Genomic DNA, 21168 nt, shown 5'->3' with positions numbered 1-21168 from the left:
GCTCCGGCTCAGACCCAGCCCGCCAGGTGCGGCACCTGCTCGGCCACGAGCACCACGGCGAGCACGATCATGGCGCCGCCCGAGACCCGCGACACGATCCGCGTCGCCGAGGGGCGGAGCCGCAGCACCGCCCGCGCCCCGAGCCCGACGACCGTGTAGACGAGGGCGCAGCACGCCACGAAGATGAGGCCGAGCACGGCGAGCTGCACCGGAATGGGCCACGACCCCGAGGCATCCGTGAACTGGGGCAGCAGCACCACGAGCACGAGCAGGCCCTTCGGGTTGAGGCCGCTGACCCCCGCGCCCTGCGCGAGACGGCGCCAGGGGTGGTCGCCGGTCACAGGCGGGGCGCCATCGCCGGGCGCGACGCCCGCGACGACTGCGTCCGCCTGCGCGACGACCGGCGGATCGCGCAGCACCCGCACGCCGAGGTAGACGAGGTAGGCGGCCGCGGCGAAGGTCAGCGCGACGATCACCCACGGCACCGCCGCGACCGCGGCGCCGACCCCGACGGCGACGGCCGCGACGGTCACGAGGTAGCCGAGCAGCACCCCGCCGAGCGAGGGCAGGATGCTCCGTCCGCTCGTGCCGGCCGCGATGAGGTACGCCCAGTCCGGCCCGGGCAGCACGACCATGAGCGTCATCATGACCGAGCACGCGAGCAGCAGTTGCACGTCCATGACGCCCTCCTCCGATCGAACAGCTCGACGCTACGCGCCTCGTCAGGGCAGCCGCTGCCGAGTTTCACTCCGGCGAAAGGGTGTTGTGGAATAATCTGTTCGATGGATGCCACAGATCGGAGAATTCTTGCCGAACTCCAACGCGACGGCCGACTGAGCCTCACCGAGCTGGCCGAGCGCGTGCAGCTCAGCATGTCGCCGACGCATCGGCGCCTGCGCGCCCTCGAGGAGTCGGGCGCGATCACCGGCTACCGGGCGAACATCGACGCCGAGCAGGTCGGCCTCGGCTTCGGCGCGCTCGTGTTCGTCACGATGGAGCAGGCGAACCGCGCCACCGTGCCGGCGTTCGATGCTGCCGTCGCCGAGATCCCCGAGGTGATCCAGGCGCTCCGCCTGTTCGGCGACCCCGACTACCTGCTGCGCGTCGCCGTCCGCGACCTCCAGGCGTACCAGCGCCTGTGGGACGAGCAGCTCTCCGCGCTGCCCGGGGTGCGACGCGTCGAGTCGACGCTCGTCATGAAGACCATCGTCGACGACCGTCCGCTGCCGATCTGAGGCGGTCGGCGCGAGCGCCCGACCGCCGCGACCGACGCCTGAGCGCCCGCCGCGCCCGGCCTCAGAGCGCGCCCGTGGCCGGCTTCTCGACGACCCGCCCGTCGCCCTCGAAGACGAGCAGCCGGTCGGCGAGCTTGTCGACGAAGAAGCGGTCGTGCGAGACGACGACGACCGCGCCCGGGAAGTGCGTGAGCGCCCGCTCCATCACCTGCGTCGAGGTGATGTCGAGGTGGTTCGTGGGCTCGTCGAGCACGATGACCGCCGCACCCGAGAGCAGGCACTGGGCGATCGCGACGCGCGCCCGCTGTCCGCCTGAGAGGGTGCCGATCTTCTGCTTGAGGTCGGCCTCCGAGAACTGCAGCATCGCGAGGAAGCGGCCGACGCTCTTCTTCGTCGCCGTGAACGCGAGCGAGTCGGGGTAGGCGTTCACCGCGTGCCCGACGGTGTCGGTGAGGTCGAGCTCCGCGTACACGCGGTTGTACGACACGAATCGGGCGCCCTTCGCCCAGCGCACGCTGCCCGCGTCGGGCGTCGTCTCCTCGGTGAGCACGTCGAGCAGCGTCGACTTGCCCGAGCCGTTCGAGCCGATCACGGCCACGCGATCGCCGCGCTGCAGGTCGAACGCGACGCCCTCGAAGAGCGGCGCGCCGCCGAAGCCCTTCGTGAGCCCCGTGACCGTGAGCAGGTCGTTCGACACCTTGAGCCCGTCGTAGATCGAGGTGATGATCTGGTCGATCGGGCGCGGGGCCTGGCGCTTCTTGATGTCGGCGAGCCGGCGCGCGACGGCGTTCGAGGGGTTGCGGGCCGCCTCGCGGCGGGCGGTCGACGCGGCCTGCTCGTAGGCGAGCAGCTCCTCCTCGTGGGCGAACTGCTTCTCGAGCATCTTCAGCCGCGACTGCTTCGCGTGCACGTAGGCCGAGTAGTCGCCCTCGTACTCCTGGAGGCGGTAGTTCTCGAGCTCGATGATGCGGTCGACGACGCCGTCGAGGAACTGGCGGTCGTGCGAGACCACGAGCACGGCGCCCGCGAAGCCCTGCAGCCAGTTCTCGATCCACTTCACGCCGTCGAGGTCGAGGAAGTTCGTGGGCTCGTCGAGCAGCAGCACGTCGGGCGCCTGCACGAGGATCTGCGCGAGCGCGGCCCGGTTGCGCCATCCGCCCGAGAGGCGGTCGACGGGCAGGCTCCGTCGCTCGTCGTCGAAGCCGAGCCGCGTGAGCACGGTGTCGATCGTCGTCTCGTAGGTCCAGCCGCCGATGTGGTCCATGCGCTCGAACAGCTCGCCCTGCTCGGTGAGGAGGCGCGTCATCTCGTCGTCGGCCATCGGCTCGGCGAGCGCGAGGCCGATCTCGTCGAGGCGCGCCTGCGTCTCGTGCACCTGCGCGAAGTGGGCGCTCAGCGTCTGCTCGATGCTCTGCTCACCGTCGAGCTCGGAGAACTGCGAGAAGTACCCGATCGTCGTGCCGAGCGTGACGTCGCGCGTGCCGCCCGTGGGCTCGCGGCGGCCGAGCACGACTTCGAGCAGGCTCGTCTTGCCCGTGCCGTTCTTGCCGATGAGGCCGACGCGGTCGCCCTGCTTGAGCTTCAGGAACGCCTCTTTCAGCACCGGTCGCCCGTCGAACTCGATGCTCACGTCGTTCAGGCGGATCAGGCTCACGGGCGTCCTCGGTTTCGGGTGGAGTGCGGTGTCGCGCGGCGCGCGAGAGACGGCGAGACGGATGCCTCGAGCCGGCGTCGAGTCTACCGACGGGGCCTGCGTAGAAGACCGGAGAGAGCTCGTCAGCGAATCTCGCGCGCGCGGCGGACGTTCTGCCCGCTCGTGGACAGGTCCTTGATGAAGGCACCACACTGACACGAGGGAGCAGTGCCATGGGAACGACGACCGACGACGAACCGCGCGATCTCGATCCGGAGCTCGCCACGCTGCTCGAGCGCGCCGCTCGACCGGTGACCCCGGTGAGCGCCGAGCTTCGCGGCGAGCTCGCCGCGATGACCACCGCGTTGGCGGCCGACGCCGAACGGCCCGTGCGTCGAGTACGGGTCCCCCTCGTGGCATCCCTCCTCGCGCCGTTGCTGGTGTTGGGCGGCGCAGGCGCCGCATTCGCCGCCGCGAACATCGACTGGTCGTCCTTCTGGCACAACACCACGCGATGGGCGGACTGGGCCGAGCAGCCCGATGCGATCGTGACCTACGTCCTGCCGGGCGGCGGCTCGTGTGAACTGCGACTCGGCGAGGTCGAGTTCAGTCCCGACCCGAACCGGCCGGCCGAGATCGCGGTCGACGAGCGCTCGGCCGAGGCGACGCGAGCGTTCTTCCGCGAGGGCGACGTGCTCGCGGGCATCGACCTCGACGCCATCATCGCCGAATCGCGAACGAGCGACGAGAACTTCATCGAGAACACCGACGGCTCGCTGACACCGTTCGGATACGGCACCGACGCATACGACGCGGATGTCGAGTTCAACGATGCCGTGAAGCAGGCGGTGCACGTCGCGGTGACGAAGCGCCTTGACGGGCTCGGTCTCCCCTCCGCGGGACTCTCGTGGCAGAGCCAGGAGCAGTGCACGGGGGTCGCCGGATGACGCGGCGCAGCCCGAGCGAGCGCCGGTTCACCGCTGTCGTCGCGGACGCCTCACCCGATCTTCTCGCCTACTTCGAACGCCGTGTCGGCGCCGATGCGGCCGACCTGCTCGCCGACACGCTGATGGTCGTGTGGCGACGCAACAACGACCTGCCGCTCGATGCCGAAGCCGCCCGCATGTGGCTGTTCGGCGTCGCCCGCAACGTGCTGCGCAACGCCGCGCGCGGCGAGATCAGGCGGCATCGCGTGGCCGACGCCCTGCGCGACGTCGTCATCGGGACCGCACGGCGCGAGGACCACGCCGAGGCGATCGCGATGCGCGACCTCGTCGACCGTCTTGACCCAGACCTCGCCGAGGTGATCACGCTCGCGCACTGGGAGGGCCTCACGCTCGTTCAGATCGGGCAAGTGCTCGACGTGCCCGCGTCGACCGTTCGCGGGCGCTATCAACGCGCGAAGGCCGCGCTACGAGTACAACTCTCAGCCGTCGAGTAGACCCCCTCGGAGGCCGCGCGCTCGCCGCCGGGCTGCCGCGTTGGCTAGCGTGAGGGGTGACGATCGATGGGTCGCGGATGGGGGTCGGGATGGACATCGGCGACGTGCTGCTCAACGTGGGTCTCATGATCGCGCTCACGCTGGTCTTCCTGGCCGTGCTCACGGCCTTCGTCAGGCGGGTGCTCGGCGTACGCGTCGGCATCGTGCGCATCGTGATCGCGGGTTTCGTCGGCCTCGCCGCCGAGGTCGGGTTCGAGTCGCAGGTCGTCTGGGGCAAGCAGGAGTACAGTCCCGCGCTCCTCCCGGTCCAGCTCGGCATCGTCATGTTCGCGTCGGTCGCGTTCCTCGTGCTCGCCGAGATCATCGTGCCGCCCGGCACGATCCAGCGCCCCGACCAGTGGTTGCCGTCGCTGCGGCGCAGCGCCGCGCGCACCCGCCGGTACAGCGAGATCTCGCGCATCGCCGTGCGCCACGGGCTCGTGCCCTTCCGGCCGAACTCCGAGCCGACGGTCGCCGGCCGGGCCGAGCGCACCCGGCAGGCCGTCGCCCTGCGGGCCGCGCTCGAAGACGCCGGCGGTGCGTTCGTGAAGCTGGGCCAGGTGCTCTCGACTCGCAGCGACGTGCTGCCGCCCGAGTTCGTCGCCGAGCTCAGCGGGCTGCAGCAGCGGGTGCCGCCGGCCGAGTGGGCCGAGGTGCGCGCACTGCTCGAGGCCGAGCTGGCCCGGCCGATCAGCGAGGTCTTCGCCCACTTCGACGAGACGCCGCTCGCCGCGGCATCCATCGGGCAGGTGCACCGCGCGACGCTCGACTCGGGCGAGCCGGTCGCCGTGAAGGTGCAGCGGCCCGGCATCGTGCCGCTCGTCGATCGCGACCTCGACATCGTCCTGCGGGTGGCCGACCAGCTCGACAAGTCGACCGAGTGGGGGCGGTCGCTCGGCGTGCGGGGCCTCGCCGAGGCCTTCGCCGCGAACCTCCGCGAGGAGCTCGACTACCGCATCGAGGCGGCGAACATGGCGGCGATGCGCGCGACGCTGTCCACCCATCCGGCGCCCGAGCGCGTCACCGTGCCCCGACACCATGCCGAGCTCAGCGGTGAGCGCGTGCTCGTGATGGACCTCGTCGAGGGTCGGACGCTCAGCGAGCCTGGCACGCTGCAGGGCCGCTCCGACGACGAACGCGCCGAGCTGGCCGATCGCCTCTTCTCCTCGGCGATGACGCAGATCATCGACGACGGCGTCTTCCACGCCGACCTGCACCCCGGAAACATCGTCGTCGCCGAGTCGGGTGAGATCGTGCTACTCGACTTCGGGTCGATCGGACGTCTCGACTCCGAACTCCGCCGCCAGATCGGCGAGGTGCTGCTCGCGTTCTACCGTGGCGACTCCCGCAGCTTCGGCGACGCGCTGCTCGGGCTCGTGGAGCTGCCCGACGATCTCGACGAGGTCGCGCTGCGGCGGCAGGTCGGGGCGTTCATGTCGCGCCGGCTCGGCCCGGGCGGCACGGTCGACGCGACCGTCGTGACCGAGATGGTGCGCCTCCTCGCCGAGAACCGCATCGCGGTGCCGGGAGACCTCGCCGCGGCCTTCCGCGCCGTCGGCACCCTCGAGGGAACGCTCCGGCTCATGAGCCCGCGGTTCAACCTCCTCACGGAGGCGGAGGGCTTCGCCAAGACCCGGGTCGCCGAGGCCGCGCGCCCGTCGGCGCTGTTCTCGACCGCCGTCGACGAGATCGGGAGCCTGCTCCCGATGCTGCGCCGGATGCCGCGTCGCGCCGACCGCATCAGCGCGGCGCTCGCGGACGGGCGCCTCTCGTTCAACGTGCGGCTGTTCGCCGACCGTCGCGACCGGTCGCTCGTGCGCGACCTCGTGAACCTCGTCGCGGTCGCGTTCCTCGCGGGGGTGTTCGGCATCATGGCCTCGATGCTGCTCATCAGCGAGGGCGGGCCCGAGGTCGCGCCCGACTTCTCCCTGTACCAGCTCTTCGGCTACCTCCTCGTGATCGTCTCGGGGCTGCTGACGCTCAAGGTGCTGTTCGACGTCTTCCGGCGGCGCTCGCCCTGATCGCCCCGGTCGCGAGTCGCACCGATGCGAGGATCGAAGGCATGCCGACTCCCGCGCCCACCCCGATCGACCTCGACCGCTGGCCCCGCCGCGAGGCCTTCGAGCACTACCGCAACCGCGTGCCCTGCACCTACGCGATGACGGTCGAGATCGACGTGACCGCGTTCGTCGCCGCGCTGCGCGCCTCGACCCGCAAGACCTACCCCGCGCAGATCTGGGCGATCGCGAACGTCGTGAACCGGCACCCCGAGTTCCGCATGACGCTCACCGACGACGGCGCACCGGCGACCTGGCCGGTCGTGCATCCCGCGTTCACGGTGTTCAACCCCGAGCGCGAGACCTTCGCCGCCGTGTCGGTGCCGTACGACGCCGACTTCGGCCGCTTCCACGAGGCGGCCGTCGCCGAGCTCGCGACCGCGTCGACGGCGACCGGGATGTTCCCGCAGGGCGGGCTGCCGGCGAACGGCTTCGACGTGTCAAGCCTCCCCTGGGCGAGCTTCACGGGCTTCACGCTGCAGATCGACGGCGGGTCGAACCACTTCGCGCCGATCTTCACGCTCGGCCGCTACCTCGAGCGCGACGGCCGCACGCTGCTGCCGCTCGCCGTGCAGATCCACCACGCCTCGGCCGACGGGTTCCACACCGCCCGCCTCGTCGGCGAGCTCGAGCTGCTCTTCGCCGACCCCGCGTGGGTCACGGCCTGACCCGCCCTCGCGAACCACCCGGCCGACCCCGCGAACCGGGGCGTGACACCGCGGCACGCCGCGCGTAGCGTGTGCGGCAGCAACGCCACGCCGGACGAGGGGGGTGCCCGTGACGGTTCCCGACCGCGATCCAACCCGCGCGCACTGGATGGAACTGTTCTTCGACCTCATCTTCGTGGCGCTCGTCGGGCAGCTCGCCCACGGGCTGCACGAGCACCCGACCGTCGCCGCCCTGCTGCTGTTCACCGCCCTGTTCGCCTCGGTCTGGTGGTCGTGGGTCAATCTGACCTTCACCGTCAACCTGATGCCGTGGCTCACCCGGCGCCAGCTCGCGCTCGTCATGCTCGCCGCGATGATCGCCGTCGGCGCCATCGCCGTCGCCGCGCCCGAGGCCACGGGCGACCGGGCCTGGCTGTTCGCGGCGGGCAACGCCGCGCTGCGGTTCGTGCTGCTCGGGCTCTGGATCACGATCTCCTGGCGCGCCGGAGGCACCGCCTCCCGGGTGCGCGTGCTCGCCTACAACGGTGCGACGGCCGTGCTCTGGCTCGTGTCGATCTGGGTGCCGATGCCGTGGATGTTCGCGCTCTGGGGCGCCTCGATCGTCGTCGAAGTCACGCTGCTCATCGCGAGCAGCCGCAGCTGGGCCGACCGGGTGCTCGTGGACATGAACACCGAGCACCTCTCCGAACGGTTCGGCCTGCTCGTCGTGATCGTGCTCGGCGAGTCGGTGCTCTCGGGCGTCGCCGCGCTCGACGAGCACTGGAGCGCCGCATCGGGCATCGCCGGGTTGCTCGGCCTCTGCGTCATCTCGCTGCTCGCCTGGTCGTTCTTCATGTACGGCACCGACGCGATGCGCACCGGGCTCGAGGAGCTCCGCGCGGCCGGTGACTACCGCGCCATCCGCGACACCGTCGGCTTCCTCCCGTTCCTGATCGTGGTCGGCGTGACCGCGATCTCGGGGGCGATCGACAGCGCGATCACGCATCCGCACGAGCCGCTGCCCGAGGCATCCGTGATCGCCCTCTGCGGCGGCATCGCGGTCTTCTACCTGACCAACGCGATCATCTCGCTGCGTTTCGGGCGCCCGCTGCGGGCGGTGCTCGGCTGGGCCGTGCCCGCGCTCGTGCTGACGGTCGTGCTCGCGTTCGCGAGCCTCGTGCTCGAGGCGCAGCTCGCGATCGCCGCCGCGGTGGTCGTGCTCGCGGTGATCGTCACGATCTCCGAGACGACGAACCGGCGCAGGCGGGCGGGGCAGGCCGTGCCCGACCTCCCGCTCGAGCCGGCGGGCTGAGCGGGCGCCGGCTCACCCCGCGGCGTCGAACTCGACGCGCGGCTCGAGGTCGAGGTACCGCGCATAGCGCTCGGCGGCCTGCTCGACCGCCCGTCGCTCGCCGGCCGTGAGCGTGCGATGGGGATGCAGCGCGAACGCGACCGCCTTCGCCGTGACGGTGCGCTTCATCGCGGCGACGAGCTGGCCGTCGACGAGCGCCATACCGATCGCCGACTCGCGCGCCCGCGGCACGATGCCCTCGGAGTCGATGACCCAGCGGGAGTCCTGGAAGCCGCGGTACATCTCGTCGAGCACCTGCAGCAGGTGACCCGCGGGTTCGGCCGGCGTGGCCGGCGGGCCGCCCGGCGCATGCCAGAAGGTGCGCCCGTCGTGCTCGAAGGACTCGAGCCGGTCGGCGGCCGCCGCGATGCCGCGCCGGGCGTCGGTCACGGTGAGCGTCGCCCAGTACGCGAGGTCGCGCTCGGTCGCCGGCCCGTGCCCGATGCAGTACCGCAGCGCGAGCTCGGCGAGCGCCTCGTCGCGGTCGAACGGGCGCCCGGCCGGCACGCGCTCGTCCATGAGCGCGTAGGTGTGATCGCCGTCGCGGGGCACGCCGCTGCAGACGAGGCCGGTCATCTCGAGGCGCCCGACGACCAGCATGAGCTGCTGCCCGGTCAGTTCGAATCCGCGGTCGGCGAGCGCGGCGGCGAGGTCGGCACGGGTGCGGTCGGATGCCTCACTGAGAGTCCGCTCGATCGCGTCGGTGATCGCGGACATGCGGCCGTCGAGTGCCGTCAACTGCTGGTCGAAGACGGGGAACACGCGAGGCGCGGTGAGCTCCAGCAGACGACGGACGTCGTCGGCGTGCACGTAGTGCCAGGTCGGCCGCAGCACGTGGGTGCGGATGACCCGCCCCGACGCGAGCGCCGCGGCGAGGTCGGCCCGGTCGGGCGCCGCCGTGCGGGTCGCGACCGCCCACGCCGACTGCGACGGGTTCTCGGCCTGCACCGCGAGCAGCGAGCGGACGACCGCCTCGGCATCGGCGGCGGGGGCGGTGAGCGACTGCGACCGCAGCCGCCAGCGGGCGATATCGCGATCGGTGGTCATCCCTGCAGCGTATTGCCGTCCCCCGTCACGACGCCCGTCGCGCGCGGTGCTCGCGCGTTCTCAGTAGACGACGCTCATCGTGCCGACCCCGCGAGCACGCGGCCGCTCATCGTGAGCACGAGGCGCCGCGGCATGAACCCGACGAGCTTGCTGGTGATCGCGTTGGCACGCCCCGAGACGACGCTCGCCGGGGCACGACGCCGGTCGATGCGCGCGAGCGCGAGCGAGACGACGTGCTCGGTCGTGCGGAAGCGGCCGACTGCCGCCCGCTCGGTGCCGACGACGTCGAAGAACTCGGTGCGGGTGGCGCCGGGGCTGAGGGCGAGCACGCGCAGCCCCGAGCCGCGCGTCTCGTACGCGATCGCCTCGGTGAAGCTCAGCACGAACGCCTTGGACGCGCCGTAGACGGCCATGTTGGGGCACGGCTGGTAGGCGCCGGTGCTCGCGATGCTGACGAGCGCCCCGCGCCCGGCGCGCACGAGGTCGGGCAGGAACTCGCGGGTGAGCGCCACGAGCGCGGCGACGTTCACCTGCACGAGCTCGGCGATGCGCGCGGGATCGGCCTCGGCGAACGGGCCCCGCATGCCGAAGCCGGCGTTGTTGACGAGCGTCTGCACGCGGATGCCGCGCTCGTCGAGCGCGGCCCGCAGCTCGGCCGCCGCCTCGGGGCGGGCGAGGTCGAGCGCGATGGTGGTCGCCCGCACGCCGTGCTCGCGCTCGATGCGGTCGGCGAGCTCGCGCAGCCGGTCTTCGCGGCGGGCGACGAGCACGACGTCGGCGCCGCGGCGGGCGAGCTGGGTCGCGAACTCGGCGCCGAGCCCCGAGCTCGCGCCGGTGACGAGGGCGGTGGTTCCGGAGAAGTCGGTGGTCATACCCGCAAATGTAGACAGTGCCATCATTGTTGTCAATGCCTACTTTCGGATAGGGTGCTGTGGTGACCGAACGCGCGTACCACCACGGCAACCTGCGCGAGGCGCTGCTCGAGCGCGCCTGGGCGACGATCGACGACGACGGGCTCGACGCCCTGTCGATGCGGCAGCTCGCCCGCGACGTGGGCGTCAGCCACGGGGCATCCGCTCGCCACTTCGCCGACCGCACCGCCCTGCTCGACGCGATCGCGGTCACCGGCTTCGAACGCCTGAACGCCGCCCTCGCCGAGGCCGTCACGAGCGAGCCGACGTTCGACGCGCGCCTGCGCACCGCGGGCCTCGCGTACGTCCGCTTCGCCGTCGAGCACCCGGCGATCCTCGACCTCATGTACAAGGCCAAGCACCACCCCGACGCCTCCCCCGAGCTCCTCGAGCTCAGCCGGGCGAGCATGGCCGCCGTGGTCGCCCTCGTCGCCGAGTCGCAGGCGAAGGGCGAGATCCGCGAGGGGGATGTCGAGCGGCAGGCGCTCGTCGTCTTCGCCGCCGTGCACGGCGTCGCGGCGCTCGCGACCGACGACCTGCTCGACGGCGTCGCCTGGCAGGATGCCGCCGAGTCGACGATCGCCGTGGTGCTCGGAGCCTTCGCCGCCGAATGAGCCCGGAGGGTCGACAGGTCGACGCGTCGGCGGGTCCTACGTCAGCAGCCCTCGACGGTACCCGACCGCCACGGCCGCGGCACGGTCGTTGACCCCGAGCTTCTCGAAGATGTGCAGCACGTGCGTCTTCACCGTCGCCTCGCTGATGAACAGCTCGGCGGCGGACTCGCGGTTCGTGCTGCCGCTCGCGATGAGGCGGAGCACCTCGAGCTCGCGCTCGCTCAGCACCGCAGCCGGCGCAGGGGCCGGTTCGCGCACGCGGCCCATGAGCTTCTGCGCCACCGACGGCGCGAGTACCGCCTCGCCCCGCGCGGCCGACTCCACGGCGCGCAGCAGCTCGTCGACCGGAGCGTCCTTCAGCAGGTAGCCGGTGGCGCCGGCTTCGATGGCGGGCAGCACCTCGGTGTCGCTGTCGAAGGTCGTGAGCACGAGCACACGCGCCCGCACCCCGTGCTCGGCGAGCCGCCTGATCGCGGTCACCCCGTCGACCCGTGGCATCCGGAGGTCCATGAGCACCACATCGGGGTCGAGCCCCCGAGCGGCCTCGACCGCCTCGGCCCCGTCGTTCGCCTCGCCGACGACGTCGAAGCGGTCGTCGCCTGCGAACATGCCGCGCAATCCGTCGCGCACGATCGGATGGTCGTCGGCGATGAGCAGGCGGATGGGCGCGTCAGCCAAGCGGGGTCTCCCTCGAGAGTGCGGGCACGGTGGCCGAGATCGCGGTGCCGGCTCCCGGCTCGGACTCGAGGTCGAGCGTACCCCCGAGCCTCGTCGCCCGCTGCCGCATCGAGGTGAGCCCGAACCCGCCGTCGGTCGTCGCGGTGTCGAACCCGACCCCGTCGTCGCGCACGTCGAGCGTGACGACGTCGTCCATGAACGTCAGCGTCAGCTTCACCCGGCCGGCCCTGGCGTACGCGCCCGCGTTCGCGAGGGCCTCCTGCGAGATGCGCAGCAGGGCGACCTCGACCTCGGGATGCAGCGGGCGCACCGGGCCGACGGCGGAGAACTCGGCGCGCACGCCGTACCGGTCGCCCCACTCCGCCACGACCGCGGCCAGGGCATCGGGCAGCTGTGCGCTCTCGAGCTGCATCGGCCCGACCGCGTGCACCGAACGGCGCGCCTCCGCGAGGCTCTCTCGTGCCAGTCGCGTCGCGACCTCGATGCGGCGGCGACGGTCGTCGTCGCGGCCGGCGTCGTCGGCGCGCTCGGCGGCCTGCAGCTGCGTGATGATGCCCGCGAGGCCCTGGGCGATCGTGTCGTGGATGTCGCGGGCCATGCGCTGGCGCTCGTCGAGCACACCGGCCTCGTGGGCCTGCACGAGCAGTTGCGCATGCAGGCCCTCGTTCTCGTGGATCACTGCCTCGAGCTGCTCGACCATGTGCTTGCGCTCGACGCTCCGCTCGAGGGTGACGTCGCCGAGGTGGCTGAAGAGCGAGACGAGCGCGACGAGCGCAGCGACGAAGAACAGCCGTACCGCGATCGCCGCCGGCGTCGGCGCGGGCGGCCCGAGGAAGGCGGTGATGCTGATCGCCGCGGTGGCGGCCAGCCCGACGTACCGCCACGCGCCGCGCAGCCGCTGCCACGAGTGCACGTACCCGACGAAGGCGAAGAAGCTCGCGAACCACATGTCTCGAGCGCACAGCGCGCCGATCAGCACGATCAGCCCGGCGACGTAGAGCGGGCCGAGCGAGACGCGCCGGCCGAGCGCCGCGATCCACACGGCGGCGAGCGCGACGAGGCCGAGGATGACGAGCACGTCGACCTGGCTGTGCCGGCCCGTGAGCAGGGCGAGGGCCGTCGATGCGGCGAGCAGCACGTACGGAACGGCCGCGGTGAGGCGCTCGAGCCGTTGCTCGCGGACATCGAGTCGGTCTGCGGTCTCCGTCATGCGCGTCACTCCCAGCGGAAGAACCTGGCCGCCGCGAGGCTGACCACGACGGCGTACGCGGCCATGACGCCGAGCAGCACCGGATCGGCGGCGCCGCCCACCCAGACCTCGGACATCGTCTGGCGGAAGGCGCCGAGCGGGGTGAACTCCCCGATCGTCACCAAGATATCGGGCATCTGACCGGCGGGCTGGATGAGCCCGGCGAGGTAGGCCATCGGGAAGTAGAGCAGCACGCCGATTCCGTTGGCCGCACGACCGCTCGGTGCGAGCGCGGCGATGAGCAGCCCGATCGCGAACATGGCCGCGGTGCCGAGCACGAACGCGGCCGCGAAGCCGAGCGGGTCGGCCGGCGCGGCGGCGCCGAGCACGAGCACGGCGACGACCACGAGCGCCGTGCAGCTGGCGAGCGCGAGCACGAACTGCAGCACGAGCTGCACGACGAGCAGGCTCATCGGCTCGACCGGCGTCGTCGACATGCGTCGCAGGATGCCTCTCTCGCGGTATCCGGCGAGCGCGGTGGGCATGAGGTAGAGGCCCACGAGGCCGATGGCGATCGCGATCGCCATCGGCAGGAGCGTGGTGTCGCCCGGGCCGATCGAGCTGCCGAACACGATCAGGATGAACATCGGGATCAGCACGGTGAACAGCGAACCCGGTTCGCGGACGAGCAGCTTCGATTCGACGACGGTGAGCTTGGCGGTCGCGGCCATGGGGAGTCTCCTTGATGGGTCGGGGTGGTCGTGGACGGTGCGGGCTCAGCGCTCGAACGCGCGCCCGGTGAGTGCGACGAAGGCGTCGTCGAGCGTGCGCTTGTCGATGCGCAGCTCGGAGGCGAGCACGTGGTTGCGCGCGAGCATCGACGTCACCGCGGTCGCGAAGTCGCCGCGCCCAGTGACGGCCACCTGGGCGCCCTTCGCCGTCACCGACGTCACGCCGGGCAGGGACTCGATCATCGGGAACAGTCCTGCTGCGACCTCCCCGACGATCGTGAAGTGCATCGCGTGGTCGGCGTCGACCCGGTCGATGAGGCCCGCCGGAGTATCGATCGCGGCGATGCGGCCGTGGCTGAACACCGCGACGCGGTCGCAGAGCGCCTCGACCTCGTCCATGAAGTGGCTCACGAGCACCACGGTGACGCCGGTGTCGCGCATCCGCCCGATGAGCTCCCAGGTCGCCTTGCGCGCCTGCGGGTCGAGGCCGGTCGTGAGCTCGTCGAGGAAGGCGACGCGCGGCCGGCCGACGAGGGCGAGCGCGATGATGAGCCGCTGCTTCTGACCGCCCGACAGCTTCGCGAACCGGGTGTTGCGCTGCTCGGCCAGCCCCCACTCGTCGAGCAGCTCCCGCCAGTCGCGCGGGTTGGCGTAGAACGAGGCGTAGAGGTCGAGCGCCTCCCAGACCTTGAGGTTCTCGGGCAGCTCGGTGTGCTGCAGCTGCACGCCGATCACCTCGTGCAGCTCGCGGCGGTCGCGAACCGGGTCGAGCCCGAGCACGCGCACCGTCCCGCCGTCGGCCCGGCGCAGGCCCTCGATGATCTCGACCGTCGTGGTCTTGCCGGTGCCGTTCGGGCCGAGGATCCCGAAGATCTCGCCCTCCTCGACCGAGAACGAGATCCCGTCGAGCACGGTGCGTGCGCCGTAGCGCTTGGTGAGGTCGGTGACGTCGATGACTGGCATGACTCGAGCCTCGCCGGATCGCGCCCGACGGACATCGGCCGGGTGGCCGGACCTCCTGGGTGCGCGGTGGATCCGCGAATCAACCGTTCGGTGGATTGCGATGCGGATGCGCCGCGGGCGGCGGGGCCGGGACGGCTCACTCGGGACATCCGGTTCGTCTGGGGCGCTTGACTGGGACGCTCGTCCCACAATACGCTGCGAGCCATCGAGCAAGGAGGCTCATATGGCGCACCACGTTCACTCGAGATCCGCCGCAACACCGCTCGCCGATGGTCGGCGACGACGCCCCACCCGATCCACCCGCTCCATCCGATCGATCCTCGGCATCGCCGCGATCGGCGCACTGCTCCTCACCATCCCCGTCGCTCCGGCGGCCGCCGCCGAGAACTGGTGGGATGCCCCGAACCGCCCGGCCGTCGAGGTCGAGCTGAACGTCACCGGGGCCCCGATCGCGTCCGCTCCCGGCGAGGAGGTGCGAGGCTTCATCGACTCGCACACCCACCTCAACTCGAACGAGGGCTTCGGCGGGCGCATGATCTGCGGCGCCCCGTTCTCGCCGAACGGCGTCGCCGACGCACTGAAGGACTGCCCCGAGCACTACCCCGACGGCAGCGGCGCCCTGTTCGAGATGCTCACGAGCGACCCCGACGGCAAGCACGACCCGGTCGGCTGGCCGACGTTCAAGGACTGGCCGAAGACCACGTCGATGAGCCACCAGGCGTCGTACTACGCGTGGATCGAGCGCTCGTGGCGCGCGGGCCAGCGCGTGCTCGTCAACGACCTCGTCACGAACGGCGTGATCTGCTCGCTGCCGATCATGCCGAAGGACCGCTCGTGCGACGAGATGAGCGCGATCCGCCTCGAGGCGCAGAAGGTGCGCGAGATGGAGTCGTACATCGACGGCATCTACGGCGGCCCCGGCAAGGGCTTCTTCCGCATCGTCACGACGCCCGAACAGGCGCGCACGGTGATCGCCGAGGGCAAGCTCGCCGTCGTGCTCGGCGTCGAGATGAGCGAGCCGTTCGGCTGCAAGATGATCCTCGACGTCGCCCAGTGCTCGAAGGCCGACATCGACCGCGGGCTCGACGAGTTCGAGTCGCTCGGCATCTCGAGCATGTTCCTCTGCCACAAGTTCGACAACGCGCTCTGCGGGGTGCGCTTCGACACCGGCACGCAGGGCACGATCATCAACGTCGGCCAGTTCTACTCGACCGGCACGTACTGGCAGACCGAGGCGTGCACGGGCCCGCAGCACGACAACCCGATCGGCAACGCCGAGGTGCCCGAGCAGCTGCCCGGCGCCGACCCGCCCACCTACCCCTCGGGGGCGCAGTGCAACACCCGCGGGCTCACCTCCCTCGGCGAGTACGCGCTGCGCGCGGTGATGTCGCGCAACATGATGGTCGAGCTCGACCACATGAGCGTGAAGGCCGCGGGCCGCGCCCTCGACATCCTCGAGGCCGAGGCCTACCCGGGTGTGCTGTCGAGCCACAGCTGGATGGACTCGAACTGGTCCGAGCGTCTGTACAAGCTCGGCGGGTTCAAGACCGGCTACCCGCACGACGCCGCGGGCTTCCTCGGCGAGTGGCGCGACGGCGCGGACCTGCGCGCGCAGTACGGCAAGGGCTACGGGTTCGGCCTCGACTTCAACGGGGTCGGCAGCCATCCCGCCGGCGGCACCGCGCCCGTCACGGTCTCGTACCCGTTCACCGCGGCCGACGGCAGCACCGTCGTCGACCGGCAGGTCAGCGGCGAGCGCACCTTCGACATCAACACCGACGGATTCGCCCACTCGGGCCTCGCGCCCGACTACATCGAGCAGCTGCGGCTCGCGGGCGGCGGCGACGAACTCGTCGACGACCTGATGTCGGGTGCCGAGTCGTACCTGCAGACCTGGGAGGCGACGCGCACGCATCAGAGCTCGCAGAACCTCGCGACCGGCAAGGCCGCGACATCGAGCTCGAACGAGTGGAACCCGTTCACGAGCTTCGCTCCCGGCCGGGCGGTCGACGGCAAGGGCGACACCCGCTGGGCGAGTGGCAACTGGGGCACCAGCCCGCAGTGGCTGCGCGTCGACCTCGGCGAGTCCCAGCCGCTCAGCCGGGTGACCGTGACGTGGGAGCGTTCGGCCGCGAAGGCGTACGAGGTGCAGCTCTCCGACGACGGGCAGACCTGGCGCACGGTCTGGTCGACGACCACGGGCGACGGCGGGCTCGACACGGCGTCGTTCGCGCCGACGAGCGCGCGCTACGTCCGGGTGCACTGCACCGAGCGCACCACGAAGTACGGATACTCGATCTGGGAGCTCGGCGCCTTCGGCAGCTGAGCGATCACGAGCTGCGGGCCCGGCGACAGGTCGCCGGGCCCGCGGTGCGTCCCGTTCATCTCCGCGCCAGCACGGATGCTCCCCGCCCGATGCCGCACCTACGCTGCCATCCATGAGCGGCCCCACGTCGCACCACTACCTCGTCGCGCTCGCCGACGGCGGCGGCACCGTGCCCGTCGAGCTCGGCGTGGTGCGGCGACTCGTCGAGCGCGGCCACCGGGTCACCGCACTCGTCGACGAGTCGATGGCGGGGCCGAGCCGGGCGACCGGTGCCGCCGTGCACCTCTGGAGCACCCCGAGGGGAGCCGAGTTCCGCGACTGGGCGATCAGGAACCCGCTCGAGCTCGCCAAGAGCATGTCGGAGCACTACCTGTCGGGTCCGGCCGCCGGGCACGCCGCCGACACGCTCGCCGACCTCGACGGCGCCCTGCCCGACCGCGTCGTCGCCACCTTCTTCACGCTCGGCGCGATGATCGCCGCCGAGTCGCGCGGGGTGCCGTTCGACGTGCTGATGCCGAACATCTACATCGCTCCGGTGCGGGGCCGTCCGGTGGGCGGCGCCGGGCTGTCGCCGATGCGCGGCCCGATCGGCGCGATGCGCGACCGCATGGCGGGCGCCGCGACCACGAGGCTCCTCGACCGGTACGCGCTCGCCACACTCAACGCGGTACGGGCGACGCACGGCCTCGCCCCCATCGAGCACGTCTGGGAGCAGGTGCACCACGCGAGACGCGAACTCGTGCTGACCACCGCCGAGTTCGACTTCGCCGGGGACTTCCCGCCGAACGTGCGGTTCGTCGGCCCGATCCTCGACGATCCGGACTGGGCCGCCCGCACGACGTTCGCGCCGCCTGCGGGCGATGGGCCGCTCGTGCTGGTGGCGCTCTCGTCGACGTTCCAGAACCACGCCGACTGCCTGCAGCGCATCGCCGATGCGCTTGCACGCCTGCCCGTGCGCGGGCTCGTGACAACCGGCCCCGCGATCCCACCGGAGCTGATCGAGACATCCGAGAACGTCGTCGTCGTGGCATCCGCGCCGCATCGGGCGGCCATGCGCCGGGCGAGCCTCGTCGTGACCCATGGCGGCCACGGCACGGTGATGAAGTCGCTCGCGGCCGGGGTCCCGCTCGTCGTGCTGCATCACGGCCGCGACCAGGCCGACAACGCGGTGCGCGTCGTGCGGCACGGCGCGGGCGTCGCGGTGCCGCGACGGGCCCCCTCCGACGACATCGCCGCGGCGATCGAGCGGGTGCTCGGAAACGCGCGCTACCGCGAGGCCGCCGAGCGGCTCGGTGCGGCGATCAACCGGGATGTCTCGGGCAGCGCCCTGCTCGACGAACTCGAGCCTGCGCACTGACCCGCGAGAGGCGGAACGGATCGCCTCCGTTCAGACCCCCAGTGCGCGATCGGCGTGCAGCCGCGCCTCGAGGCGGCGCTGGACGTGCAGGGCGGGGTAGATGCCGAGCAGCACGACCATCGGGGTGAGCAGCCGCAGCTCGTGGATGTCGTGGGCCGCGTAGGTGCGTTCGAACCGCTCGACGTAGAACTTGTAGTCGCGGAGGTCGTCGTCGAGGCGGCGGGCCGACATGCCCGAGACCATCGCGGAGGCGTACCCGATCTTGAGCCCCTGCAGGGCGAGGTGCACGGCGAGGTCGAGGTCCTCGTGCATGAGGTCCTCGCGGTCCGGGCAGACCTCGTCGCGCACCTGCAACCAGGCCTGCTTGGTGATCGCCATGTTGCTGCCGAAGAGGAACACGTACTTGCCCGCGAGGTGCACCTGCAGCTTGCGGAACTCGTCGTCGGCGTGGTGGCCGAAGCCGCGCAGCGGCATGTCGTAGTACTCGACCGGGCCGCTCGCCGCGGCGAGCTCGGCGTCGGTGAACACGCGACGCACCTGCTCGACCCAGTCGGGCTCGATCGCGGAGTCGGCGTCGATGCGCCCGATCACCTCGGAGCGGGCGGCGTCGAAGCCGGCGTTCCGCGTCGGGGTGATCCCCTGTTCGTCGTCCTGCGAGATCAGGCGGATGCCCGCCTGGGGGAAGGCGGCCTGCATGGCCTCGACGGCGACCCGGGTCGCATCGGTCGACCGGTTGTCGACGACGATGATCTCGTCGGCGGGCTCGGTCTGGTGGATCGCCGCGAGGAGGCAGTGCCGGATGGTCGCCTCCTCGTTGTACGCCGGGATCACGATGGAGACGGTGGGCAGCGCGGCGGTCATCCCGTGATGCTATCCGCGGCGATGCCCGCCCAGCGGACGACCCACCGTTCAGAGGCCCTCGGCGATCTCCTTGATCGCGGCCAGGCGGCGCTCCCACTCGCGGCCGACGGCGTCGAGGCGGGCCGCGGTCGCGCTGAGTTCCGACCCGAGCACGCGATAGCGCACCTCCCGGCCGACGCGCACGGGCTCGACGAGGCCGACCTCGGCGAGCACGGCGAGGTGCTTGGCGATGGCCTGCCGGGTCACCGGCAGCCGCTCGGCGAGGGCCGATGCCGAGGCATCCCCCTCGCCGAGCGCCGCGAGGATGCTCCAGCGCGTCTCGTCGCCGAGCGCCGCGAACACGGGAACCAGCGTCGCAGTGCTCATGCGTCGCCCTCGAGCAGGGCGACGAGCTTGTCGAGTTCGGAGACCCAGCCCTCGGCGTGGTCGGCCATGTTCGCGGCCGGGTCGCTCATGCGGTCGAACCCGGTCTCGACGACCGTCAGCTCGGTGCCGCCGTCGACCGCGTCGAGGGTGAAGGTGAAGACGGTCCTCGTCGCCTCGTCGATCGTGGCGCCCGCCCGGCGGACGGCGTCGTCGTTCGACCACGCGTACGAGACCGAGCGGGGGGCGTCGATCGCCTCCACGCGCAGCGGGATCGTGCCGTACCCCTCGAACGTCATCGTGCCCGTGGCACCGACGCCGGCCCCGTCGAGCACCGTCTGCCCGAACCAGCGCGAGATGTGCTCGGGTTCAGTGACGGCGCGCCACACCTTGTCGACGGGGGCGGCGATGCGGATGGTGCGTCGCACCGTGAAGGCCCCCTCGTCGATGACGGATGCCTCGTTGCGGGTCATGCTCACCATGATGGCGCTCCTTCCAGCGGAAGCTGAAGTCGATGTCTCGGCGATCGGGTGATCACCTGCAACTCGATAGTTGCATAACATGACGAGGAACGCAACCCACTGGTTGCACGCGAGCTACGACACCCGGAGCACGACACTCCCCCGCTTGTGGCCGCCGTCGACGCGACGATGCGCCTCGACGATCTCGTCGAAGCCGACGACGCGATCGATGACCGGCCGCAGCACCCCCGCCTCGGCGAGCGCGGCGAGGCGCTCCATGCCCGCGGCATCCATACGACCGCCCTCGTGGTCGACGACGAGCCCGCTGCGACGCGACTGACGCTTCGCCCAGAGGAGCCCGTGCAGATCGAGGATGACGAGGAGCAGGGCCCCGCCCGGGCGCAGGAGGTGCGCCACCCGCTCGAATGGGGCGTTGCCGACGCACTCGACGATCACGTCGTAGCGGGCCGCCTCGCCCGGCGCCGCGAAGTCCTGCTGCGTGTAGTCGATGACGCGGTCCGCGCCGAGCGATCGCACGAGTTCGGCGTTGCGGCCGCTCGTGACCGCCGTGACCCTGGCCCCGCGGGCTGCGGCGAGCTGCACCGCCGCCGAGCCGACCGCGCCCGAGGCGCCGTTCACGAGCACCTCGCTGCCCGGGCCGATCTCGACGCGATCGAGATAGCGCAGCGCGGTGTGCCCGCCGAAGACGATCGCGGCGGCCTCGTCGAACGAGAGGTTCGCGGGCTTGCGCGCGACCTCGCCGTCGGCGGCGATCGTCACGAACTCGGCGTGGCAGCCCATGCGCGCGGCCCGCATGACGATCACCTCGTCGCCGACGCCGAAGCGCTCGACCCCCGCCCCGATCGCCTCGACGACGCCGGCGGCGTCCATGCCGAGCACCCGTCGTCTCGGCCGGAACAGCCCGATCGTCGGGGCCACCATCAGGCTGAAGCCGCGCGGCAGGCGCCGCGCGCGAAGTCGTTCGTCGGCGACGCTCACGGTCGCCGCCCGCACGCGGACGAGCAGTTCGCCGGGCCCCGGTTCGGGACGGGGCATCTCGACGAGGCGCACGACCTCGGGCGGGCCGAAGCGCTCGATGCGAGCGGCGCGCATCGTCGCGTTCGACTCGTCGCGCCGCTCGCCGTCAGGGCTGGTGCGCGTGGTCTCGTGGTGCGATCCGATGGACATGCGATGCTCCCTTACGTCGTAAGTCTTACGTCGTAAGATACTCTTCGGGAGAGCGGGTGTCCAGCCCCCTCCGCGA

21 protein-coding genes are annotated in these 21168 nt (G+C 71.6%); 9 read left to right on the top strand and 12 right to left on the bottom strand.

The features are described 5' to 3' along the window. Positions 1-8 precede the first annotated feature (8 nt). A complete protein-coding gene (locus ACFVTR_RS01380) occupies positions 9-680 on the bottom strand; it encodes a LysE family translocator (protein ID WP_387034235.1) in 672 nt (223 codons plus the stop codon). Positions 681-782: 102 nt separating this feature from the next. On the opposite strand from ACFVTR_RS01380, the gene ACFVTR_RS01375 reads away from it, so the two are divergent. Continuing rightward, positions 783-1235 carry an Lrp/AsnC family transcriptional regulator gene (locus ACFVTR_RS01375; protein WP_376941447.1) on the top strand — a complete coding sequence of 151 codons (453 nt, stop codon included), beginning with the start codon at positions 783-785 and terminating at the stop codon, positions 1233-1235. A gap of 61 nt (positions 1236-1296) precedes the next feature. Here the strand turns inward: ACFVTR_RS01375 and ACFVTR_RS01370 are convergent, their stop codons facing one another. Further along, positions 1297-2889 (bottom strand): ABC-F family ATP-binding cassette domain-containing protein, encoded by a 1593-nt coding sequence (locus ACFVTR_RS01370; RefSeq protein WP_387034234.1) that lies wholly within the window; start codon positions 2887-2889, stop codon positions 1297-1299. A gap of 212 nt (positions 2890-3101) precedes the next feature. Here ACFVTR_RS01370 and ACFVTR_RS01365 point away from each other — a divergent pair, with 212 nt between their 5' ends. From ACFVTR_RS01365 to ACFVTR_RS01345, 5 genes are all read left to right on the top strand, one after another. After that, entirely contained in the window at positions 3102-3815 is a 714-nt protein-coding gene (locus tag ACFVTR_RS01365; protein WP_387034233.1) for a hypothetical protein, read from the top strand. After that, positions 3812-4309: an RNA polymerase sigma factor gene (locus tag ACFVTR_RS01360; RefSeq protein WP_387034232.1), complete on the top strand. Its 498-nt coding sequence runs from the start codon at positions 3812-3814 to the stop codon at positions 4307-4309. The genes ACFVTR_RS01365 and ACFVTR_RS01360 overlap by 4 nt, the downstream gene beginning before the upstream one ends. 89 nt (positions 4310-4398) lie before the next feature. Next, positions 4399-6369, top strand: a complete 1971-nt coding sequence (locus ACFVTR_RS01355) for an ABC1 kinase family protein (protein ID WP_387034231.1) — start codon at positions 4399-4401, stop codon at positions 6367-6369. 41 nt (positions 6370-6410) lie between these two features. Then, positions 6411-7073: a CatA-like O-acetyltransferase gene (locus ACFVTR_RS01350; RefSeq protein ID WP_387034230.1), complete on the top strand. Its 663-nt coding sequence runs from the start codon at positions 6411-6413 to the stop codon at positions 7071-7073. Positions 7074-7182: 109 nt separating this feature from the next. After that, positions 7183-8364 carry a low temperature requirement protein A gene (locus tag ACFVTR_RS01345; protein ID WP_387034229.1) on the top strand — a complete coding sequence of 394 codons (1182 nt, stop codon included), beginning with the start codon at positions 7183-7185 and terminating at the stop codon, positions 8362-8364. Between the two features lie 12 nt (positions 8365-8376). On the opposite strand, the gene ACFVTR_RS01340 is transcribed toward ACFVTR_RS01345, so the two are convergent. Together ACFVTR_RS01340 and ACFVTR_RS01335 are read right to left on the bottom strand one after the other, a co-directional pair. Continuing rightward, positions 8377-9450, bottom strand: coding sequence for a winged helix DNA-binding domain-containing protein (locus tag ACFVTR_RS01340; RefSeq protein WP_387034228.1), 1074 nt, complete (start codon positions 9448-9450; stop codon positions 8377-8379). Positions 9451-9524: 74 nt separating this feature from the next. Further along, positions 9525-10322 (bottom strand): SDR family NAD(P)-dependent oxidoreductase, encoded by a 798-nt coding sequence (locus ACFVTR_RS01335; protein ID WP_387034227.1) that lies wholly within the window; start codon positions 10320-10322, stop codon positions 9525-9527. Between the two features lie 62 nt (positions 10323-10384). Between ACFVTR_RS01335 and ACFVTR_RS01330 the strand changes: the two genes are divergently transcribed. Then, the gene (locus tag ACFVTR_RS01330) at positions 10385-10975 is read left to right on the top strand and encodes a TetR/AcrR family transcriptional regulator (RefSeq protein ID WP_387034226.1); all 591 of its coding nucleotides are present in this window, start codon (positions 10385-10387) and stop codon (positions 10973-10975) included. A 36-nt stretch (positions 10976-11011) separates the two neighbouring features. On the opposite strand, the gene ACFVTR_RS01325 is transcribed toward ACFVTR_RS01330, so the two are convergent. Genes ACFVTR_RS01325 through ACFVTR_RS01310 form a run of 4 tightly spaced genes read right to left on the bottom strand, consistent with a single transcriptional unit; the run spans position 11012 to position 14536 of the window. Further along, a complete protein-coding gene (locus ACFVTR_RS01325) occupies positions 11012-11653 on the bottom strand; it encodes a response regulator (protein WP_387034225.1) in 642 nt (213 codons plus the stop codon). Continuing rightward, positions 11646-12863, bottom strand: a complete 1218-nt coding sequence (locus tag ACFVTR_RS01320) for a sensor histidine kinase (protein WP_387034224.1) — start codon at positions 12861-12863, stop codon at positions 11646-11648. The genes ACFVTR_RS01325 and ACFVTR_RS01320 overlap by 8 nt, the downstream gene beginning before the upstream one ends. Positions 12864-12868: 5 nt before the next feature. Further along, complete coding sequence (locus ACFVTR_RS01315; RefSeq protein WP_387034223.1) at positions 12869-13573, bottom strand: ABC transporter permease; 705 nt, start codon at positions 13571-13573, stop codon at positions 12869-12871. A gap of 45 nt (positions 13574-13618) precedes the next feature. Further along, a complete protein-coding gene (locus tag ACFVTR_RS01310) occupies positions 13619-14536 on the bottom strand; it encodes an ABC transporter ATP-binding protein (protein WP_387034222.1) in 918 nt (305 codons plus the stop codon). Between the two features lie 223 nt (positions 14537-14759). Between ACFVTR_RS01310 and ACFVTR_RS01305 the strand changes: the two genes are divergently transcribed. Both ACFVTR_RS01305 and ACFVTR_RS01300 read left to right on the top strand, forming a co-directional pair. After that, entirely contained in the window at positions 14760-16862 is a 2103-nt protein-coding gene (locus ACFVTR_RS01305) for a discoidin domain-containing protein (protein ID WP_387034221.1), read from the top strand. Between the two features lie 112 nt (positions 16863-16974). Beyond that, the gene (locus ACFVTR_RS01300; protein WP_387034220.1) at positions 16975-18219 is read left to right on the top strand and encodes a nucleotide disphospho-sugar-binding domain-containing protein; all 1245 of its coding nucleotides are present in this window, start codon (positions 16975-16977) and stop codon (positions 18217-18219) included. A 30-nt stretch (positions 18220-18249) separates the two neighbouring features. Here the strand turns inward: ACFVTR_RS01300 and ACFVTR_RS01295 are convergent, their stop codons facing one another. The 4 genes from ACFVTR_RS01295 to ACFVTR_RS01280 form a co-directional block, all read right to left on the bottom strand. Beyond that, on the bottom strand, positions 18250-19080 hold the full coding sequence (locus ACFVTR_RS01295; protein WP_387034219.1) for a glycosyltransferase: 831 nt from the start codon (positions 19078-19080) through the stop codon (positions 18250-18252). Between the two features lie 48 nt (positions 19081-19128). Then, complete coding sequence (locus ACFVTR_RS01290) at positions 19129-19446, bottom strand: ArsR/SmtB family transcription factor (protein ID WP_387034218.1); 318 nt, start codon at positions 19444-19446, stop codon at positions 19129-19131. Beyond that, positions 19443-19925: an SRPBCC domain-containing protein gene (locus ACFVTR_RS01285; protein WP_387034217.1), complete on the bottom strand. Its 483-nt coding sequence runs from the start codon at positions 19923-19925 to the stop codon at positions 19443-19445. Before ACFVTR_RS01285 ends, ACFVTR_RS01290 begins: the two co-directional genes overlap by 4 nt. 114 nt (positions 19926-20039) lie before the next feature. Continuing rightward, positions 20040-21092: an NAD(P)-dependent alcohol dehydrogenase gene (locus ACFVTR_RS01280; RefSeq protein WP_387034216.1), complete on the bottom strand. Its 1053-nt coding sequence runs from the start codon at positions 21090-21092 to the stop codon at positions 20040-20042. Positions 21093-21168: the final 76 nt, after the last annotated feature.

Origin of the sequence: Agromyces sp. NPDC058126, assembly GCF_042884595.1 — a bacterium.
Classification (GTDB): Bacteria; Actinomycetota; Actinomycetes; order Actinomycetales; family Microbacteriaceae; genus Agromyces.
This window is presented reverse-complemented; position numbering and strand designations above follow the sequence as displayed.

What these genes read in the sequence shown, in the direction of transcription:
- ACFVTR_RS01375 (WP_376941447.1), top strand. Translation starts at nt 783, where the DNA reads ATGGATGCCACAGATCGGAGAATTCTTGCCGAACTCCAACGCGACGGC.
- ACFVTR_RS01305 (WP_387034221.1), top strand. Translation starts at nt 14,760, where the DNA reads ATGGCGCACCACGTTCACTCGAGATCCGCCGCAACACCGCTCGCCGAT.
- ACFVTR_RS01380 (WP_387034235.1), bottom strand. Translation starts at nt 680, where the DNA reads ATGGACGTGCAACTGCTGCTCGCGTGCTCGGTCATGATGACGCTCATG.
- ACFVTR_RS01315 (WP_387034223.1), bottom strand. Translation starts at nt 13,573, where the DNA reads ATGGCCGCGACCGCCAAGCTCACCGTCGTCGAATCGAAGCTGCTCGTC.
- ACFVTR_RS01295 (WP_387034219.1), bottom strand. Translation starts at nt 19,080, where the DNA reads ATGACCGCCGCGCTGCCCACCGTCTCCATCGTGATCCCGGCGTACAAC.
- ACFVTR_RS01280 (WP_387034216.1), bottom strand. Translation starts at nt 21,092, where the DNA reads ATGTCCATCGGATCGCACCACGAGACCACGCGCACCAGCCCTGACGGC.
- ACFVTR_RS01360 (WP_387034232.1), top strand. Translation starts at nt 3,812, where the DNA reads ATGACGCGGCGCAGCCCGAGCGAGCGCCGGTTCACCGCTGTCGTCGCG.
- ACFVTR_RS01350 (WP_387034230.1), top strand. Translation starts at nt 6,411, where the DNA reads ATGCCGACTCCCGCGCCCACCCCGATCGACCTCGACCGCTGGCCCCGC.
- ACFVTR_RS01320 (WP_387034224.1), bottom strand. Translation starts at nt 12,863, where the DNA reads ATGACGGAGACCGCAGACCGACTCGATGTCCGCGAGCAACGGCTCGAG.
- ACFVTR_RS01340 (WP_387034228.1), bottom strand. Translation starts at nt 9,450, where the DNA reads ATGACCACCGATCGCGATATCGCCCGCTGGCGGCTGCGGTCGCAGTCG.
- ACFVTR_RS01290 (WP_387034218.1), bottom strand. Translation starts at nt 19,446, where the DNA reads ATGAGCACTGCGACGCTGGTTCCCGTGTTCGCGGCGCTCGGCGACGAG.
- ACFVTR_RS01300 (WP_387034220.1), top strand. Translation starts at nt 16,975, where the DNA reads ATGAGCGGCCCCACGTCGCACCACTACCTCGTCGCGCTCGCCGACGGC.
- ACFVTR_RS01335 (WP_387034227.1), bottom strand. Translation starts at nt 10,322, where the DNA reads ATGACCACCGACTTCTCCGGAACCACCGCCCTCGTCACCGGCGCGAGC.
- ACFVTR_RS01285 (WP_387034217.1), bottom strand. Translation starts at nt 19,925, where the DNA reads ATGGTGAGCATGACCCGCAACGAGGCATCCGTCATCGACGAGGGGGCC.
- ACFVTR_RS01310 (WP_387034222.1), bottom strand. Translation starts at nt 14,536, where the DNA reads ATGCCAGTCATCGACGTCACCGACCTCACCAAGCGCTACGGCGCACGC.
- ACFVTR_RS01365 (WP_387034233.1), top strand. Translation starts at nt 3,102, where the DNA reads ATGGGAACGACGACCGACGACGAACCGCGCGATCTCGATCCGGAGCTC.
- ACFVTR_RS01355 (WP_387034231.1), top strand. Translation starts at nt 4,399, where the DNA reads ATGGACATCGGCGACGTGCTGCTCAACGTGGGTCTCATGATCGCGCTC.